Origin of the sequence: Roseobacter sp. MED193 (genome assembly GCF_000152965.1) — a bacterium.
Lineage (GTDB): Bacteria > Pseudomonadota > Alphaproteobacteria > Rhodobacterales > Rhodobacteraceae > Pseudophaeobacter.
The window spans coordinates 147436-166719 of sequence record NZ_AANB01000012.1 but is presented as its reverse complement, the minus strand read 5'-3'; the positions used below and the strand labels follow the sequence as shown (position 1 = coordinate 166719).

Annotated in this window: 16 protein-coding genes; 10 read left to right on the top strand and 6 right to left on the bottom strand. The window is 59.2% G+C overall.

Annotated elements, in window-relative coordinates; translation table 11 throughout:
* Positions 1-34 precede the first annotated feature (34 nt).
* Genes MED193_RS01900 through MED193_RS01890 form a run of 3 tightly spaced genes read left to right on the top strand, consistent with a single transcriptional unit; the run spans position 35 to position 2364 of the window.
* A complete protein-coding gene (locus MED193_RS01900; protein ID WP_039965707.1) occupies positions 35-922 on the top strand; it encodes a site-specific integrase in 888 nt (295 codons plus the stop codon).
* Positions 923-934: 12 nt separating this feature from the next.
* Positions 935-2134, top strand: a complete 1200-nt coding sequence (locus MED193_RS01895; protein ID WP_009807934.1) for an IS91 family transposase — start codon at positions 935-937, stop codon at positions 2132-2134.
* Positions 2131-2364, top strand: coding sequence for a hypothetical protein (locus MED193_RS01890; RefSeq protein ID WP_009807933.1), 234 nt, complete (start codon positions 2131-2133; stop codon positions 2362-2364). Before MED193_RS01895 ends, MED193_RS01890 begins: the two co-directional genes overlap by 4 nt.
* Positions 2365-2599: 235 nt before the next feature.
* Here MED193_RS01890 and MED193_RS01885 read toward each other — a convergent pair whose 3' ends face one another.
* Both MED193_RS01885 and MED193_RS01880 read right to left on the bottom strand, forming a co-directional pair.
* A complete protein-coding gene (locus MED193_RS01885; protein WP_009807932.1) occupies positions 2600-3799 on the bottom strand; it encodes a serine hydrolase in 1200 nt (399 codons plus the stop codon).
* A 96-nt stretch (positions 3800-3895) separates the two neighbouring features.
* Entirely contained in the window at positions 3896-4918 is a 1023-nt protein-coding gene (locus tag MED193_RS01880; RefSeq protein WP_009807931.1) for an AraC family transcriptional regulator, read from the bottom strand.
* Between the two features lie 524 nt (positions 4919-5442).
* Between MED193_RS01880 and MED193_RS01870 the strand changes: the two genes are divergently transcribed.
* Together MED193_RS01870 and MED193_RS01865 are read left to right on the top strand one after the other, a co-directional pair.
* Positions 5443-6399: a helix-turn-helix domain-containing protein gene (locus tag MED193_RS01870; protein ID WP_009807929.1), complete on the top strand. Its 957-nt coding sequence runs from the start codon at positions 5443-5445 to the stop codon at positions 6397-6399.
* 126 nt (positions 6400-6525) lie between these two features.
* Positions 6526-8049 (top strand): aldehyde dehydrogenase family protein, encoded by a 1524-nt coding sequence (locus MED193_RS01865; RefSeq protein ID WP_009807928.1) that lies wholly within the window; start codon positions 6526-6528, stop codon positions 8047-8049.
* Between the two features lie 370 nt (positions 8050-8419).
* Here MED193_RS01865 and MED193_RS01860 read toward each other — a convergent pair whose 3' ends face one another.
* Entirely contained in the window at positions 8420-11308 is a 2889-nt protein-coding gene (locus MED193_RS01860; RefSeq protein WP_009807927.1) for a Tn3 family transposase, read from the bottom strand.
* Positions 11309-11401: 93 nt separating this feature from the next.
* Between MED193_RS01860 and MED193_RS01855 the strand changes: the two genes are divergently transcribed.
* Together MED193_RS01855 and MED193_RS01850 are read left to right on the top strand one after the other, a co-directional pair.
* Complete coding sequence (locus MED193_RS01855) at positions 11402-12007, top strand: recombinase family protein (protein WP_009807926.1); 606 nt, start codon at positions 11402-11404, stop codon at positions 12005-12007.
* 118 nt (positions 12008-12125) lie between these two features.
* On the top strand, positions 12126-12569 hold the full coding sequence (locus MED193_RS01850; RefSeq protein ID WP_009807925.1) for a MarR family winged helix-turn-helix transcriptional regulator: 444 nt from the start codon (positions 12126-12128) through the stop codon (positions 12567-12569).
* 104 nt (positions 12570-12673) lie between these two features.
* Here the strand turns inward: MED193_RS01850 and MED193_RS01845 are convergent, their stop codons facing one another.
* Complete coding sequence (locus tag MED193_RS01845; protein WP_009807924.1) at positions 12674-14026, bottom strand: DUF6880 family protein; 1353 nt, start codon at positions 14024-14026, stop codon at positions 12674-12676.
* Between the two features lie 276 nt (positions 14027-14302).
* On the opposite strand from MED193_RS01845, the gene MED193_RS01840 reads away from it, so the two are divergent.
* Genes MED193_RS01840 through MED193_RS01830 form a run of 3 tightly spaced genes read left to right on the top strand, consistent with a single transcriptional unit; the run spans position 14303 to position 16625 of the window.
* Positions 14303-14710 carry a transposase gene (locus tag MED193_RS01840; RefSeq protein WP_009807923.1) on the top strand — a complete coding sequence of 136 codons (408 nt, stop codon included), beginning with the start codon at positions 14303-14305 and terminating at the stop codon, positions 14708-14710.
* Positions 14707-15078: an IS66 family insertion sequence element accessory protein TnpB gene (gene tnpB, locus MED193_RS01835; RefSeq protein WP_009807921.1), complete on the top strand. Its 372-nt coding sequence runs from the start codon at positions 14707-14709 to the stop codon at positions 15076-15078. The genes MED193_RS01840 and tnpB overlap by 4 nt, the downstream gene beginning before the upstream one ends.
* A gap of 47 nt (positions 15079-15125) precedes the next feature.
* Positions 15126-16625 (top strand): IS66 family transposase, encoded by a 1500-nt coding sequence (locus tag MED193_RS01830; protein ID WP_157041254.1) that lies wholly within the window; start codon positions 15126-15128, stop codon positions 16623-16625.
* Between the two features lie 257 nt (positions 16626-16882).
* Here the strand turns inward: MED193_RS01830 and MED193_RS01825 are convergent, their stop codons facing one another.
* Together MED193_RS01825 and MED193_RS01820 are read right to left on the bottom strand one after the other, a co-directional pair.
* Positions 16883-17689 (bottom strand): hypothetical protein, encoded by an 807-nt coding sequence (locus MED193_RS01825; RefSeq protein ID WP_009807919.1) that lies wholly within the window; start codon positions 17687-17689, stop codon positions 16883-16885.
* Positions 17686-19086 (bottom strand): type IV secretory system conjugative DNA transfer family protein, encoded by a 1401-nt coding sequence (locus tag MED193_RS01820; RefSeq protein ID WP_009807918.1) that lies wholly within the window; start codon positions 19084-19086, stop codon positions 17686-17688. The genes MED193_RS01825 and MED193_RS01820 overlap by 4 nt, the downstream gene beginning before the upstream one ends.
* Positions 19087-19284: the final 198 nt, after the last annotated feature.

Here is a 19284-nt window from a genome sequence, read left to right as displayed (position 1 = left end):
TGGGGCCTTCTCAATCAACCGACAGGAGGTTCCCATGACAGAGGAGAGAGTAACCCCGCTGCGCCAGCGGATGATCGATGACATGCGCATCCGTGGGATGGGCGAGAAGGCGCAGAAGTCCCACATCCGGGCGATCAAGGACTTCGCGGCCTTTCTTGGGCGGCCACCCGACACGGCGACACCGGAAGATCTGCGCGCGTATCAGCTGCACATGACAGACAGCGGGGTGACCCCGTCGACGTTCAACGTGCGGATCGTGGCGCTGCGGTTCTTCTTCAGCATGACCTGCGGGCGGGAGGAGATGAAGCGCTACATGCAATTCCGCACCGAACCGCGCAAGCTGCCCGTGGTTTTCAGCGTCGAGGAGGTGTCCGACATCCTGATGGCAGCACCCGGACCGGGGCTGAAGTATCGGGCCGCGCTCAGCATCTCTTACGGCGCAGGACTTCGGGCGTCCGAGGTCTGCAACCTAAAGATCAGCGATATCGACAGCGACCGGATGCTGATCCATGTCGAGTTGGGCAAGGGCCAGAAGGACCGGAAGGTGATGCTGTCACCCGGCTTGCTGGAGTTGCTAAGGGCCTGGTGGCGCGAGGCACGTCCCGAAGGCTGGCTGTTTCCCGGCAAGCCGAAGATCAACCCGATTTCGCCGCGTCAGTTAAGCCGCGCTTTCACCTCAGCCAAGCATATGGCAGGGGTCAAGAAGCCGGCGACATTGCACACGTTGCGACACAGTTTTGCCACCCACCTTTTGGAGGCAAACACCGACGTGCGGGTTATTCAGGTGCTGCTCGGCCACGCCAAGCTGACGACCACTGCGCGATACACTCATGTGGCCACCAAGACGATCCGCGACACTGTCAGCCCCTACGAGATGCTGGCCAAATTGCAGGATCAGACGGTGAAGCGAAGTCTGGAGTGACCGGGCGCCGGGGTGCCCCGGACCGAACTGGAGATTGCTGATATCTTCCGCACCCATGGTCCTGCGTGGCGGCTGGCCAATGCGGGGCATGTCAGCCTCTCCCAGTTGAAGGTGATGTCGTCGATCGAGGCCTGCCGGACTGAGGCTCTTGGCGGGCATGTGGCTGGCTGTGCCAAATGCGGCCACCATCACATCGCTTATAACTCCTGCAAGAACCGACACTGCCCGAAGTGCCAGGGACCGGCCGCGCGCGACTGGATGGAGGCACGGGCCGAAGATCTGCTGCCCGTGGAATATTTCCACGTCGTCTTCACCCTGCCAGCTGAGATCGCGCAGATCGCCTATTGGAACAAGAAGGCGATCTATGGCTTGCTGTTCAAGGCGTCGGCCAAGACCGTCATGACCATCGCGGCCGACCGCAAGCGCATGGGCGTGCGAGTGGGCATGACCAGCGTGCTGCACACATGGGGATCGGCACTGACCCATCATCCGCATATCCATATGATCGTCCCCGGCGGCGGCCTGTCGCCGGACGGCACCAAATGGGTCGCCAGCAAGCCTGGGTTCTTCTTGCATGTGCGCGTGCTGTCGCGCCTGTTCCGCCGCCTCTTTCTGGACGGGCTCGTGGCGCTGCACCAAGCCGGAGACCTGGCTTTCTATGGGGACTTGGAGCGGCTGGCGCTGACGGACGCCTTCACCACCTGGCTCACCCCTTTCCGCAAATCCGAATGGGTGGTCTATTCCAAGCCGCCCTTTGGCGGCCCAGAGGCCGTGCTTGCCTACCTGAGCCGCTATACTCACCGCGTCGCCATCTCAAACCACCGCTTGGTCAGCGCTGATGCCGACACCGTCGCCTTCCGTTGGAAAGACTACCGCCTCAAAAATGGGGACCGCCAGAAGATCATGCGCTTAGCCACGCCTGAGTTCATCCGACGCTTTTTGATCCACGTCCTTCCTGACGGGTTCCACCGGATCCGCCACTACGGCCTGCTGGCCAGCAGCGCTCGCAAAGCTAATCTCACAAAAATCCGCAAACTGCTCTGCGTCCAACCACCAGATCAGGCAGATGTCCAAGACGCTGAGCCAGACGTCACCCCGCTCACGCTGCGTGAACCATGCCCATGCTGCGGGGGACCCATGCGCATCATCGAGATCTTTCGTCGCGGGCAGAAACCGATGTCACGCGCGCCACCACGGGAGCAGGCCGCATGACCGACCGCCTGTCACAGATCATCAACCCACGCTGGCTGCTCCGTGCAGAACCGGACCAAGCCACCTGCGCCGATCAGGTATCAGCAGGTTCCCAAACCACAAATCCACCCAGCCCGGCGGGCAGCGCTTGGCGACTGGGCTGGGAAGCCCGCATCTGCAGCCTCGTGCAAAAGGCCAAACGGCCCGCTGAAACAGCCGTCGTCTCGATCGTCAGCGAACTTTACCCATAGCATCACCAAGACCCTCGCGGCTTCGACCTTGGGAGGTTTTCCAACGCGGGTCGTCCGCCCGCCAAGACGCGAACCTCACGCCGCGACCCGCATCAGAAAACCTTCACCTGAGCGGACGTTCGGTCCAAACCCGTCCAATGGCTTCTTTATCTCATAACCTATCTAAGGCGTGAAAACCGGCAAGTCCGACGGGGCGCGCATGCGCCCCGCCCTTTGGCATAGCAGGAAAATGCCGTTATTGCCCCGAGAGGGCCGCGTAGACCGCGCTCTCGAAATCCATATACCCTGGAAAGGAGACCCCATCTGCGAACGGCAGGATCTGCGTTGCCCAGTAGCCGCCGATCCCATTCTTTCGATCTATCCAATAGTAGCTGTTCGCCAGCCCGGCCCAGCCGATGGCGCCGGCCGGGCGCCCGGTGGACGCGTCTTCGGTGTTGACCATGAAGGTGTAGGACCAGTCCTTGGGTATGCCCGGAAAGAACTCTGCATCATTCGAAAGCGAGGGAATGACGCCGGGCAGCATGGTGACTTTCTGCGGTGGGACAAGTGCGCCCTGCACGGCCCATTCGACGGTTTCGGGTTTCAGGACCCGCCCGTTCGGACCGGCACCGTCGTTCAACCACATGCGGATAAACTTCATGTATTCCGGCACAGTCGCGTAGAGCCCGTGGCCGCCCATGTGGACCTCAGGGTCATCAGGTAGTGCGAAGTCGTCCATCGGGGTCAGCCCGCCATCCTCGCCCCGCGCGTGGATGGTCGCGGTCCGCTCCTTCATGTCGGGCGTCCGGGTAAAGGCGATATCCTGCATGCCGAGCTGGTCGAAGATCCTCTCTTTCATAACCTCGCCCAGGCGTTTGCCGCGGATGCCTTCGACGACCTGTCCGACCCAGTCGATGTTCGTGCCGTATTCCCACTTCGTGCCCGGATCGAATAGCAGCGGGGTTTCGATGCAGGCGCGGCTGCCGGTGACGACAGAGGGCTGGCCCTGCTCTTCGGCGAGGCGCTTATAGGTCTCGTTAAAGAAATCATAGCCAAAACCGGCCGTGTGCAGCATCAGTTGGCGGGTCGTGACATCACTTTTGGGGGCGCGCAGTCTGGGGGTGCCGTCCGCGTCGAACCCGTCGATCACCTTCAACTCACCGATGGCCGGGGCGTAGTTTTTCGCAGGCGCATCGAGGTCCAACAAACCCTCCTCGACACATTGCAGGGCTGTGGTGCCAGCGATTGCCTTGGTGGTCGAGAAGATGGCGAAGACCGTGTCCTCCGTCATTGCGTCGCCGTCCAGCCGCCGCTCTCCGGCCGCGCCGGCGTAGATATCGCCATTGCGGTCCGTTGCCATCGCGACAACCCCGGGCACACGCGACGGACCGGTGCCCAGTCCGTTCAGAACGGCGTCACACCGGATTTTCAGATCGTTTGGGTTGATGTCCTTCATTGGTTCCTCCCTTGAAGATGTGAAGAGAAGAATGCGGAACACTGATCGGCCGCGCTGTTCGCAACCGGTATGTTCTGTCCGATTTCGGAAACGAAGTCAGTGCGGGCGGACGCGTCGTGCGACCCGACCACGCGTCTGCGACGGCGTTTCTCCGAACCTTTCTCGATACCGGCCGGCCAGAGCGCCGAAGTTCGAAAAGCCCCAGTCTGCGGCGATCACGGTGACGGTCACATTGGCTGGCAAAGTTTCAAGATCCCGGCGAAAGCCGTCAAGCCGCCGCGCCACGAGGAATGCCCGAGGCGAAATACCTCGAAACTTCTGAAATCCGCCGGACAGTGTCCTTGCAGAAACGCCGACACGCTTGGCCACATCGCCGATTGAAGGTGCTTCGCGCGCTTCGGCTTCCATGATCTCCTCGGCCGCGCGAACGTAACCGGGGGCTGCACAGCGGGCCCCGGTCTCAAGGCTCAACCCAGCGGCCGATGCCCACTGTCGCAGAAGTTCGACGCAAAGCATCTCTTCGATATGCCGCACCAAGACTGCGTCGGATGAGACTTCGCCCGCGCGCGTTAAGGCACGGGTGGCATAATCGAGAAGCGCGGGCCAGGCTGAGTTGGGGCCGCCGATCTTGACACGGCTCGTCCACAGGCGGTCATCCGGCACGAAACCGAACCACCTCTCGGCCGTATCAACCATCGCCTGATGCGGGATCGTGAGGTTCAGCTGCATATGGTCGGGATCACCCTCAAGCCAATATTCGGCTCGGGAGCAATCTACGACAAAGCTTTCCCCGGCAGCGGTTGCAATAGAGCCACCATCGGTTTGATGATCCAATGCCCCGCGCAGGGTGTTAAGAACAAGGATGTTTCCGGCATCAGGATCGAAACGGTCAAGGTGAATGCCGGTGCCGTAGGCAAACCGGGTCATGGTCACACAGCCCGCCTTCGCCGAAATCATGGTCGCATCCGGCAGGGACAAGCGATCCAAAGGCCGCACCCGATATCGCATATAGACCGACCGGCAGAAGTCCTCCACTTCGTCCCAATCAGCTGAATGGGTTTTCTGCCGGTGCCTGATCGGCGCCCCTAACGAATCCAGAACAAGTGCATGTTCCAGCAAAACCCCGCTCCTCCTCGTGATTCCATTGTCAATGTAACACGATATTGGCGAGGTAGACATCCGGCATTGGTCGTAAAGAAATGAACGTGTTGGTGGGGACGCGCCGACACGGTCGCGATCTGGCGTAGGTTCTGATCGAGCGCGTTGTCCCCCCGGCGTGTGAGGCTCTACAATGCCGACATTGGTTCAAGCCGCAGCGAATGACCGCTCCCCGCCCTTTTTCATCTCAAAGAACTTCGCATCCGCAGCGCAAACTAAGCGCCCGCGGCAAATGGCAGGAATGTCCCGCAACTTACCAGTTCGTGGTTCGCGCAGCGAATGCTACTGAAGAGCCCAGTTTGACGAATGATGCAACTTGCACCAATGACCGCTTTGCTCGACCTGCCGATCACCCGCCAACATCCCACAAGGAGTGCCAAGAAGACCGCGCCATTTTGCGGCTATCATTTCCACGACTTTCGAATGGTGCAAAGCGCAGAGGGATTTGCTATGGTTCAGACCTGTCTTAGGAAGGTGTTTAAGTGATGGGACGAACCCGACATGCCGACAAAATTATCGAGGTGACCCAGTCTTCTTCTGCCGCCGCCCGGTCGCAGGTCGCAGCAAGTTGGCACCGCTCTGCCCTGAAATACGGGTTAGACCCGGATGAAACCCGCGCTCCGGAGCGGGTCGAACAAGCCGACCTCGAAAATAGACGGGCCGCGCTTGAACGGTTCATGATTGTCGCCTCTCCACGGTTGGACACACTCTTTTCGCTTGTTGGACAGTCCGGTTGTGCCGTTTTGCTGACTGACGCAGAGGGCATTGTGCTAGACCAACGGATGTCGGACGGGGACACCTCTGCGTTCGAGGCATGGGGCCTGGCAGCCGGATCGAATTGGAGTGAAGCCCATCAAGGCACGAATGGTATCGGAACCTGCCTGACCGAAAACCGCCGCGTCATTGTCGACCGCGATGAACACTTTTTTGCACGCAACACCGGCATGAGTTGCATCGACGCGCCCATCTATGGCGCAGACGGATCCCTGGTGGCAGCGCTTGACGTTTCCTCAGCCCGGGCCGATCAAACCGAAGCGTTCAACCGCTTGATCAGCGCGCAGGTCGGGCAAACCGCCCGCGCTATCGAAGAAGCCTATTTTCGCGCGGCTTATACTTCCTCTCGTATTATCGTAGCTGACGGCGATGATTGTGAAGCTGCGGTCTTGCTGGCGGTGGATCGTGATGACCTTGTTGTAGGCGCAACCCGTGCTGCGCGAAGTATCTTCGGTTTACAACGAACCGGCACGATATCTGCACGGCCTGCTGCGGACATCCTCGGGCGTGAAGATGGCCCAACCGGATTTCAGAAAGCCGAACGCGCTGCTGTGGTGCGCGCCCTCGCACGGGCTGATGGCAACGTGTCACAAGCAGCGCGGCAACTTGGTGTCGGGCGTGCCACACTGTACCGTCGTATGAAACGGCTGGGCCTGAACGAAAGTTGACCGAAGCTGTCTCACTCCTGAGACACAACCCCGCAACATTCGATTTCGCCCTGATGACCCCTCCGGAAACTTGCCCCTAGATGCCTCCAGCCTTGGTGGAGGACCGAGGCATATTGGAGGAAAATTATGAAAGATCTTACGCACACAGAGGCGGGAACATACACGTCGCCGTTCAAAACCAAATACGGGAACTTCATTGGCGGCGCATTCGTAGAGCCTGTGAACGGGCGCTACTTTGAAAACGTCACGCCGATCACTAACGAGAAAATCAACGACATCCCGCGCTCCGACGCGGCTGATGTCGAACTGGCACTGGATGCCGCCCACGCCGCCAAGGAAGCATGGGGCAAGACATCTGCGACAGATCGCGCCAATCTGCTGATGAAAGTGGCCGACGCGATTGAAGACAACCTCGACCTACTGGCGCAGGCTGAAACATGGGACAACGGCAAGCCGATCCGCGAAACCGTAAACGCCGACATCCCGCTCGCTGCGGATCACTTCCGCTATTTTGCCAGCATCCTGCGCGGCCAGGAAGGTCACATGAGCGAGATCGACGCCGACACGGTCGCCTACCACTATCACGAACCCCTCGGCGTCGTTGGCCAGATCATTCCATGGAACTTCTCGATCCTGATGGCCGCATGGAAACTGGCACCGGCATTGGCAGCAGGCAACTGCATCGTCCTGAAACCCGCTGAACAAACGCCAGCCGCCATTCTGGTGCTTGCCGAAATCATCAACCCGATCCTGCCAGCCGGTGTGTTGAACATCGTCAACGGCTATGGCGCAGAGGTCGGCGCAGCACTGGCGACATCCAAACGCATAGCCAAGATCGCGTTCACAGGGTCCACCGCGACGGGCCGCACCATCATGAAAGCGGCGACAGAAAACCTGATTCCGGTCACACTGGAACTCGGCGGGAAATCCCCCAACGTGTTCTTTTCCGACATCATGGCAGAAGATGATGCGTTCTTTGACAAAGCCATCGAAGGCTTCGTTCTGTTCGCCTTCAACCAGGGCGAGGTCTGCACCTGTCCGTCCCGTGCGCTGGTTCAGGAAGACATCTACGAGCCCTTCATGGAACGCGTTATCGAACGGGTAAAGGCCATCAAACACGGTGACCCACGTGACCCCGAAACCATGGTCGGCGCGCAAGCCAGTGTCGCCCAGCAGGAAAAGATCCTGTCCTACTTCACCATCGGTCGCGAAGAAGGCGCCGAGGTTCTGATCGGCGGCGAAGCGGCCAAATTTGACGGTGAACTGGCGGGTGGCAACTACATCCAGCCAACCATCTTCAAGGGTGACAACTCCATGCGGGTGTTCCAGGAAGAAATCTTCGGGCCGGTCGTGTCCGTGACGACGTTCAAGGACGAAGCCGAAGCTTTGGCGATTGCCAATGACACCATGTACGGGCTTGGCGCCGGCGTCTGGTCGCGTGACATGAACACCTGCTACCGCATGGGGCGCGCGATCGAAGCGGGTCGCGTTTGGGTGAACAACTATCACGCTTACCCTGCACACGCTGCATTTGGTGGCTACAAGCAGTCCGGCATCGGTCGCGAAAACCACAAAATGATGTTGGATCATTACCAGCAGACCAAGAACATGCTTGTCAGCTATAATCCAAACAAGCTGGGCTTTTTCTAGGTTTTTTTCAGCCCCCGCCTTTGTGCGGGGGCTGTCTCTACGATTATTTTGATCGTGCTGTCTCGCGCCCGAAAACAGGGTTCCGATCTTCATTTTGGCCTTTGTGATCAGGATGCTCCGCTCCTCAGACGTGAGGGTTCTGTCTGGACTATCCGTGCAGCAGCGTTTCAATCAGTCGTCTCGAAGTCAGTTCGACCCTTCACTCGAAGTCGTGTTTCACAAGGCATCGATAAGAGAAACTCACCGATTTTGAATCCCGAATGGAAATTCGGAACTTTTAGGAGAAGCCATTGGCGCACCCGCAGCGAACGACAGCAAAGTCCGCGTCTTTCCGGTTCAGGCAGCGTGCAGCGAATGTCGGCGGTGCCAATCACCGCTTCTTCGGCCACTTGTATTCGCCAGTGAGCAGGATGTGTGCCCAACCGAGCGGTGAGGTGTGTGCCAACAGTTCCGGTGGAACAGGCAATCCGGCGTCCTGGCGCTCGGCGACCGCCTCACCCAGACGGGCCGTATTCCAATATATTACGATGGCGGCCAGCAAGTTGAGCGCAGCCATGCGATAGTGCTGGCCTTCGGCGGTCCGGTCTCTGATTTCACCCTGTCGCCCGATCCGCAAGGCGTTCTTCAGTGCATGATGGGCCTCGCCCTTGTTCAATCCGATCTGCACCCGGCGCTGCATGTCGGTGTTCAGCACCCAGTCCATCATAAACAGGGTGCGCTCGACGCGGCCAACCTCGCGCAAGGCGACGGCGAGATCGTTCTGACGCGGATATGACGCCAACTTTCGCAGGATCTGGCTTGGCGCGATGGTGCCAGCAGTCATGGTCGCAGCAATCCGCAATATGTCCGGCCAATTTGAAGCGATCAGCTCCTCCCGGATTTTACCGCCAACCATACCTTTCAAGTTGGGCGGGGTACCGCCGGGATCTAAGACGTAAAACCGTTTTGATGGCAGATCCCGAATGCGCGGGATGAACCGATGCCCGAGGATCGAGGTAACGGCAAAGACATGATCGGTGAAGCCGCCCGTGTCGGCATATTGCTCCTTGATCCGCTTGCCCACGTCATTGTTCAGCAATCCATCCAATATATAAGGTGCCTCACTGACCGTGGCGGGGATGGTCTGCGAGGCGAAAGGGGCGAATTGATCAGACACATGGGTATAAACTTTCAACCCCGGTTCATTCCCGTACTTCGCATTGATCAGATTCATAGCTTCGCCCTGACGGGTGGTTGGGAAAAACTGGCCGTCGCTTGAGGCCGTCAGACCCATACCCCAGAAACGGGCCATGGGAAGATTGCCTTGGCCGTCAACTACGCTGGCTAGCGCCCGGCCATATGCCTCGCTTTCAATGTGCCAGCGGGAAATGCGCATCAGCTCCCAGAATCCGTGAGAGTTGCTGGCCTCTGCCATCTTGCTCAGCCCGAGATTCAGACCTTCGGCTAAGAGCACATTCATCAGGCCGATCTTGTCTTTCGGCGGTGCCCCGGTGCGCAAATGGGTGAAAGCATCGGTGAACCCAGTCGCCTCATCTACCTCCAGCATGATGTCGGTGATCCGCGTCTCTGGAACACGCTTGTAAAGATCGAACAAGAGATCGGCTGCGTCAGACGGTGTTTTCGTCGGCAAGCGGCTCAGGCTGAGAACACCATCTTTGATGACACCGCCTGGAATCGCGCCGTTTTTCGCAGCCTTCGATAACTGCTGAAGCCCAATCTCCATTTGCGCGTGCCGATCTGCCAACCATGCTTCGGGATCAAGCGGGACCGCTAGACGGCCATTCTCTGCCGCCACCGTCGCCGGAACCAGGACCTGTTTGAGATCTCCATAGCGCCTGGATTTTTTCAGCCAGACATCGCCTGATCGAAAGGCATCCCGCAGATGAAAACAGGCGGCGACTTCCCAAAGGCGTTTATCCCCCGTTTCTTGGCTGTCCAAATGCCGATGCCATTTGGATGTTCGACGCAGGAAATCCCTCGGTTGGTCATGCTTCGCGCCGCTCTGGATCAATGCCGTCGCCTCTATGAGAGGCGACGCAACCTTGGCACCTTCCATGTTCAAAAGGCGCAACATTCGCGGAAAGTATCGCCGGAATCTGTTGTGACCCTGAACAACATGCGCAACCGGATCGGAAGACAATGTGTCCGACAATCGCGCTGCGATAGCAACCAGATCAGGCAGGCGGTCCCAGCCCAGGCTGCCTTCGACCGCTTTCTCCAAGGATGCGCCGTCCTCTTTGGCTTCTAGCAATGCTGCACCTAAATCCCGGAAAAATCGAACGGTCTGTTGAACTGCCGATCTGGCATTCTCCACGCGGGCCGCGCAAAGCCGCTGCCCTTCGCGCCAGGTTTTCCCAACTATCCGGTCATGGGTCTCAACTATCGCGTCTGAAATTGCGGCTCGCCATTCCAGAGCACAGACAGCCAGGATGGCCAAACGACGATCGCCAGGCAGATCGCGAAGGCCATCGGCGAAATACCTTTCACCCTGACGACGGAGGCGGGTGACACGATGGTCTGGTACGCCATCAATCAAATCCGGCGGTAACTCGATGTCCTGTAAAAATCCAAGTCGGTCCAGCAATCGGTTCGCACCCGCCGAATTGTTGCCCACTTCAAACTGGCGCAACCATACGAACCGCGTTAGCCGGTCATCAATGCGTTCAGACAATAATGCGTCAAGCTGGCCGCATAGATCATCAGACAAACGTTGTGCGATCCGAGTTTCGATCCGTCGTTCAGCAGCTACCAACGCGTCTGCGCATAGGCGTTCGACTGTCGTGATCGCTGGCAGGATCGTCTGCGCCCTCCGACATTCATCGACGAATCGGCGGGCGATGTCCTCGTTGGATATGGAAATTTCTGCTTCCTCATCAAGCCAGGCCTTAAGATCACGCGCGCCGCGACCTGAAAATGCCCGATAGCCATACAAGTTACGCAGTGCCTCCATATGTTCCTGTCGGGTTTGCCGCCGCGCGGCGTATGAAAGCAACGCCTCACCGGTGAGTCCCAACTGAGCTCCTATGAAGGCAAGCACATCGTGCGGGATCAGTTCGCCTGGTGTCAGCGCTCGGCCTGGATATCTCAGCGCGCACAGTTGCAGCGCAAAACCCAGTCTGTTTTCCGGACGTCGGCGCAGATTGATATGCTCTAAATCTTCGTCCGATAAAGTGTAGTGCCGCAAAAGTGAGGGTTCATCGGAGGCCAGATCAAATAACGCTGCGCGTTGTCGTTCGGTCAGAATGTTGCGGCGAGGCATGAAATATGTACCTATTGAACAAGTGTCTGTTTATGACGATAGTCACGTCAGCAAAATCAACGACTTGCAAGGCAAAAATCTGAAGGGGTTCAAATGGGACAGCGAGCGGCGATCTATGCGCGGGTTTCGACTTCTGATCAGTCTTGCGAACGTCAGTTGCGAGAACTGACAGAATTTGCGGAACGTGGCGGTTATGAAGTGATGGGTGTTTTTAAGGAAACTGCGTCAGGCACCAAGTCAAACCGCGCGGAGCGATCAAAAATCATGGAATTGGCTCAAGCTCGGAAAATCGACGCCGTGTTGGTCACCGAGCTTTCCCGGTGGGGGCGCTCCACTCAAGACTTGCTCGATACCCTCAACAAGCTCTCGGGCTGGAAAGTTTCGGTCGTCGCAATGTCCGGTATGACTTTCGAACTGGACACACCCCACGGGCGAATGATGGCGACTATGTTGGCAGGGATCGCGCAGTTTGAACGAGACCTGATTAGCGAGCGTGTAAAATCTGGTCTTGCCGCCGCCCGCGCGCGCGGGAAGAAACTTGGGCGCCAGCCGGGGCAGCGTCCAAAATCAGACAAACTTGCGCCGGACGTTCTTGCTGCCGTTGAGGAAGGTCGTAGCTATCGCTGGATCGCGCGCGACCTCGGCGTCAGCAAGAATACTGTGCTCAGCATCGTCAAACGGCATCGCGAAAACGCTTAGAGTGTCATTTCGCCCCGTGCCGCAAACGACCCCTAGATAGGTATGTGTGAATACCTTTTCGGTTGCACCAAAGAGATGTGGCAGCCATCAACGACCACTCACTCAGGAGTTTCCATACATGAATGTCTATTACATGCCGGGGCATCTGATCCGTCGCCTCAACCAGATGTCCACCCAGGTCTTCTCCCATCATGTGCAAGTGGCGGGATATGATCTGACGCCGGTCCAGTTCGCGGCGATGGACGCTGTGCGTGCGAATCCAGGACTGGACCAGGCCGGCATCGCCGCTCTGATCGCCTATGATCGCGCGACGATTGGCGGTGTGATCGACCGGCTAGAACAGAAGGGCCTTGTCACACGGTCCATCAGCAAGCGTGATCGGCGGGCCCGTGAGGTCGCGCTTTCCGACATGGGCCACAAAGTCTATCAAGACGTGCTGCCGACCATTGTCAGGGTGCAAGGAGAAATCCTGGAAGGCCTGACTGACGATGAACAAAAGCAGTTCCTGCGTCTGGCGGAAAAGGCCCTCCGATCGGCGTCAAATTCGTATTCAAAAACATAGAACCCCCTACGCGCTGCTTTCTTCGTAAAATAACATAAACTTCATTATGCGAAAAAGAACAAATAATGAACATAGCCCCTCTTACCCTCACCGTGAGCTGAATACTAAACAACCGCCCCCCAAAATGATGTCTTCTTCCCATGAGACTGTTTCAAGCCGTCGAGATAAGCCTCGTGCGTTTCAAATTGTGCGAAGTCATCAATTCGAACCGCCAGGTTCTTGCACTCTCGCAAGTGGCGCGCTGCATGGCGATAACGTTTGACCCGTGAATTCTGCAGCGCAAAATCGATCAGGCCGCGTTTCAAAAGTGTGGCGGCCAGTGGATGGCGGTCCTCAAGGGCGTCGGACGCCGGTCCCAAAAGCTCATAGTGATGCCCATCAATCTCGGAGGCACGGTTTGTGATAAGAACTGCAGCCTGCTCAATCTCGGGCCAAGTCATCAGAAAATGGAGAGCTGTCGTGAAACTTTCAAAACCTAGCGCGTGTTCCATGGCGCGGGTCTCGGCTTCAACATCTTCGAAATCTGGCAGCCCGCCAAGCCATGCGCGCAGATGGTCTTGATTAAGGCTGCGAGCATAACACGCCCACATAAAGTCCCGCGCCGCTTCGGGTTCCCCCATCGCTCGCATCACGCTGATCCGTATTGCTTCCCACTCATAGGGTATCCATCCGCGATCTTTTCCATCTGGCGCATTAATAGCGCCCCGTGCGTCCTCAACCCGCCCTGCTTCAAGAAGACGGCGAGCTATTTCAGCGGCAACCTGTGGTGCCTTTCGCGCCAGATCACTCTGTTGGTCAATGTAGGCGTCTACATCACCTTCGACATCCGCAATCTGCTCGAGCGCCATGCGCAGCGCGTAGTTGTTCGACAGATCAATTCCCGAAGTGGTGATCCCAGCTTTAAGGTGCTGCAATCCTTCTGAACCCAAGACTGAAGCAAGACCTGATATCAAAGTTGGATAATGCCCATAATCATCATCGGCCAAGGCCTCCAGCAACTGGTCTGCCAGGACAAGCGGGTCCGGCGCGGCAACCTCGGCCAGATCGATCAGGTCTTCACAGGCTTCGTAAAAAATCGACTGCACCTTGCCCGTACTGTCATCGCAACGTTCATAGACCCCATTCGCAAGAGCTACGAACCGCCAGATCAGATCAAACGCCCCTGTTGGATCGACCGGCCCAACTTGAGAAACGATGGCGCGTCTCTGCATGTCTAAGTCAGCCGCGAAGGCATTGCGGCCCTGCCAGTCAACAAACGAACGCGATCTCGCAATGGTGCTAAGCCGCTTGCGGATCTCCCGAGCGACATTCCCGGAGCCGGCTTCTTTTGCCAGCTCCAGCCTCAGTCGCCGCTTAGCGCCAGCATTACCTTTGGTGACCTCAAGAAGAAGGTCGGCCAACCGCTCAGCGCCGAGCGCTGCAAGGTTCTTTGCATTCAATGTTGTTTTCGAAGCCATACCGGAAATTTAGATCAACAAGCAGCTGGAATGCCAGCCCCCTCCCCAAGTTTAACACCATCGCAGATTTGGGAAGACCTGCCCTTCGCTGCATAGCGCATGAACTGACACAGTGCGGGACGAAGCAGCATTTCGCTGCGGCTGCACGAATGTCAGCTCTCAGAATTTTCTCACGACATGGAAGCCCTATCGTATCCGTCCGGTACGACCGCTCTGACGGAGGTGGACCGCTGCCGATAATGTCCATGATCGATAATGGACATCTTGAGGCACACTATGGCGGGCAAGAAAGGCCAGAAGAAACGGTTCTGGTCTGACGAGGAAAAGCGGTCGATCTGCAATCAGACCCAGGTTCCCGGCGTTTCGGTCGCGCAGGTGGCGCGGCGGTATTCGATGAATTCAAACCTGATCTTCACCTGGCTGCGGGACCCGCGCTATGCGCCTGGACCGAAGGAGGAGAGCTGCGGACCGGACGGTGGCGACGTTTTCCTGCCGGTGGAGGTTTCTGGCCCAACCCTTGAGGACCGGACGGATGCGGCGCGTGTGGAGACGGTCGGCTTGTACAATGGGACCGTTCTGGCCAATCGCATCGACATCACGCTCTCGGACGGTCGGCGTATCGTCGTCGAAGGACCGACGGCGTTGTCAGCCGTGGTCAGGCTGGTTCAGGGACTGATAACTTGATCCCGGTGCCCAGCAACACGCGGGTCTGGCTGGCTGCCGGGGTCACGGACATGCGGCGCGGCTTCAACACGCTCGCCGCGCAGACGGAAAAGGTGCTGGCGGAGGATCCGTATTCGGGCCACCTGTTCGTGTTCCGCGGGCGCCGGGGAGACCTGTTGAAAATCATCTGGTGGGACGTGCAGGGCGCCTGTCTGTTCTCGAAACGCCTGGAACGCGGGCGCTTCGTCTGGCCTGCCGCCAAGGAGGGCAAAATCAGCCTCAGCCCGTCGCAATTGTCGATGCTCCTGGAGGGGATTGACTGGCGCATGCCGCAGAAGACGTGGCGACCTCTCACAACCGGTAATTTGCCAGAGAATCCAGCGCCATAAGCTTCACTTGCGCGCGGCGAAACGGTACTCTTCCGGTAATGCTGGAGATGCCTCAAACCCTGCCTTCCGATCCCGACGAGCTCAGTGCCCTCACGGCACAGCTACGCGATCTGGACAGGGCCCAGGCGTTGAAGATCGAGAAGCTCGAACATCAACTGGCCGGTCATCGCAAAGCGCGGTTCGGCTCCAAGTCGGAAAGCCTGGACCAACTGGCATTCGACCTTCACGAGGACGCCGATATCGCCGCGGCCGCTGCGACCCAGCAGGAGGAAGACGGTCAGGACGGTGAAGGCAAGCGCAGGCATAGCCGTGCCCCACTGCCCGACCATCTGGAACGGCAGTCCGAGGTGCTGTCCCCGGGCGAGACATGCGCCGACTGCGGCGGGACCTTGCGGGCTCTTGGCGAGGATGTGACACAAGAACTGGAATACATTCCGGGGCGGTTCGTGGTCCGCGAAATTGTGCGTCCGCGCATGGCCTGCAACTGCTGCGAAGCCTTTGCGCAAGTTCCACTGCCGAGCCGGCCGATCGAGCGCGGGCGTGCAGGTCCAGGGCTGCTGGCGCATGTGTTGGTCGGCAAGTACTGCGATCACCTTCCATTATACCGGCAGTCCGAGATTTACGCCCGCGAGAAGGTCGATCTGCACCGGTCGACGCTGACCGATTGGGTCGGGCGGTCGACGGCGCTCCTGGCACCCCTGGCCGATTACATTGGCAAGCAGGTAAGGGCGGGACCCGCTCTCTTCGCCGACGATACCCCGGTCAAGATGCAGATCGGGGGCAAGACCGGCAAAGCCCAGACCGCGCGGATGTGGAGCTATGTCCGCGATGAACGGCCCTGGTGCGGACAGGCTCCGCCCTGTGCCTGGTACCAGTTCAGCGTGGATCGCAAAGGCAAACATCCCGCCGCACATCTCGCGGCGTACAAGGGCACCGTACATGCCGACGGGTTCACCGGCTTCAACGGGTTGTTTGGCGAGGGTCTGGCCAGCGAGCAAGCCTGCATGGTGCATGTGCGGCGCAAGTTTGTGGATGTCTTTGAACGAAACGGCTCCACTATCGCGAAGGAAACCATCGAACGGATCTCCAGGCTCTATGCCGTCGAAAAAGATGCACGGTACAAGCCGCCCGAAGAACGTGTCGCCCTGCGACAGACCAAGGCCAAGCCCATCTTCGACGACCTGGAGACCTGGCTAAAGAGCCAACTGCCGAAAATCTCGGGGAAAACCAAACTGGCCGAGGCCATCCGGTATGCACTCAGCCGCATGCCCAAGGCACGGGCCTATCTGGAAAACGGCCAGTTGGAATTGGACAACAACATCTGCGAGCGGTCAATCAGGCCGCTGACTCTCGGGCGGAAGAATTATCTGTTCATGGGGTCCGAAGGCGGCGGCAAGGCCGCGGCGATTGCCTACACTCTCATCGAGACAGCCCGCATGAACCGCGTCGATCCGGAAGCTTGGCTGACTTGGGTGCTAACCCACATCGCCGATCACAAGATCAACCGCATCGACGAACTTGCGCCCTGGAATTGGCAGCCAAGTTGATTGTCAACGGCGGTCACGCCGGACGGATACGCCTCACCCTCCATCTCTGACACTAACAATGGCAGTCACAACTCCCGCATGTAAGTCGCCAGTGGCGGAACAGGCGGGGAGTAGATACGCGCATCTTGACGGTCGCCGTGATGCTTTTTTGTCCCGCATCCGGATCGCGCAGCCGCGCGTCTGCAGCCACTTCAATCGGTTCGTGACGTTAGACGGGAACACGATGAAGCGGATGACTGCTTACGCGAAATCCGACTTCACAAGGCATGATCTTGCAGCCGAAGAATGTCCCGCGCCGTCTGGCTCAGCCCGCGCGCGCGGGCCGGGGTTTCGGCGTAGCCATTGGCATGGGCGAGGTCGTTGCGGAGCTCTTCGATCCGGTCGTATTGGCCGCGCAGTTGCCGTTCCGTGCCCGGTAGGAGGTTTTCGCGCAAGAGGATGGTGAACTTGTCGCTGAGCTGGGTCGTCTCGAGGGCGTCGACGAAGGCGTCGGTTCGGCGCAGGTAGGCCATCCGGTCCCGGAGCTTGGCCTGTCGGTTGCTGCTCAGATGGTGCATCCAGCCGTCGCCGCCGTTCCAGTGCAGCTCAATCGCCTGTGCCCAGGCCATCTCGAGCCCGGTGATCAGCCCGAACAGTGCCATCCGCACGGGTAGTTTCTGCAAGTCGGAGACACAGACCAGCCCGGAGATCCGGTCCCTGTTGCGGACCAGCAGGGTTGGTGCACGGTCGGCACCGAGGATGAAGTCAAGGATACTGGCCTGCACGTCGATGAACATCTCGTCGCTCAGAGGGGCGACACCAAGGTCGATTGTATGGTCCGGCGCTGCACGGTTGAACCACTGTGCGGCGTGATACAACCCCACGATCTCCCCGGCATCGTCCGCGACCGGCACATAGCTGAAATCGTCGATGTTGCGTTTGGCCACGTCGGCGGCGGTGTCGCCCATCGCGCAGGTCTGGATCTGCGAGCGCGGCACCATGATGAGGCGGACCGGCAGGCTCTGCTGCACGTGTTCCACCACCCGCGCGGTCGGGTATTCCGGCTCGTCCCACACCAGGCTCACGCAGGCGCCTCCCCATCGGTCGAAGGGCCGCGCGCATAGCTTCGGGGCTCCACGATCGGGCGGAGGCGCTCGGCCTCACCTTCCGAGCCACGATAGTAGGGATTGGGCGCGGCGAGCCCGTCAAAAGCTGGATCGTCGAGGTAGTTGGCCCGCCGGGTGATCACCGGGTCATCGCCGCTAAGCACGAGAAGCTGCTCGTTGCGGTCCATGTCGCGCAACTCCCAGAGGTCGTCGAACCCGGTGATGTTCATCGCGTCCTTGCGCATGTGCGTGTTCCACAGCCCGAACATCTGGAGCGCATGGGTGTTGTTGAGGATCGTCCGCCATTCCGACGGGTAATGCGCGGTGATTTGGGAGAGGTCCTGCCAGAAGCTCCAGACTTTGACGCCGTAGCCGCGCATCAGCGTCACCGCAGAGAGAAACTCGTCCATCCGCCCGAGCTGCGCCGCCTCATCCATCAAAAAGAGCGTGGGTGTCTCGGGAAGCCGACGACGTTGGCTCAGGGTCGAGATCAGCGTCGTCATCCAGAGCCTGAGCAGCCGCCCCTGCGAGGCTAGCTTTTCCGGCGGCAGCACCATGTAGATGGTCATGGGCTCGCCTTCGAGCACGTCCGACAGGTGGAAGGTGGATTTCTGGGTAACCTCCAACGCCTTGCCCTGCAGGAACTCGACCGCGGCGAGCGCGGTGCTGACGACGCTTGCCCGCACCTTGGGCTCGGCTGGAAAGGCGCCGCTGGCTGCGGATTGCACGAAAGGGTGTTTCGAGCGGGCCATGTCCTTGACGGTGAGGCCGAGATCCTTGTCGGACTGGCTGAGCGTATAGACGAGCTCGGCGAAGTTGGTGAGCGCCTTGGGGGATTCCGCCATTATGTAGGCAAGCAGCGCACCTACCATGCGGCGGGCCGAGTTTTCCCAGAACGGATCGCGCAGTTGCGGAATATCCGGCACCAACGCGCGCGCGATCTGACGGGCGGTGTCGCCGAGGAATTCTCTGGCCTTTTCTTCGTCAGCCGGCAGCCCCTTGCCCGTGCGTTGCGCCGTGTTGGCCGGGATGAGCCCCGCCCGCATGAGGTCGAGCGGGTCGAGCCGATCGGTTTCGCCGGTGCCGCAAACGTCGAACGGATCGAGCAGAACGACCCGTTGTCCCATCGCCCGACGTGCGGCCGCGGTCACGTGGTAGTTCTCGCCCTTCGGGTCGATTACCACGGCCTGCCCGGGGTAGCGCAGGAGGGTGGGGATCACGGCGCTGACGCCCTTGCCGGCACCGGTGGGCGCGATGGTCATCAGGTGGCCTTCGCCGGACTGAAGGATTGGATCCCAGTCCTCCGGATAGGTCGGCCGCGGCCGCGGGCCGTAGCTGAAGCCGTAGGGCAGCGGCTCTGGATGAACGTCTTCCAAAGACCAGCCAAGTAGGATACCATTCCCCGTCAACGAAGCCGGCAATCTGGGAGCGGCGACAATGGATTTTCGCAAAGAACCTCCTGTATCAACACAGTCTTGGGTCTCGGCCTTGTGAGTGTTCCGCGCCGCAGCCCAGCACCAGGTCAGGACAGATAAACAGCATAATGGTAGAAACCCTTTTGTTTCGTGTCCAGA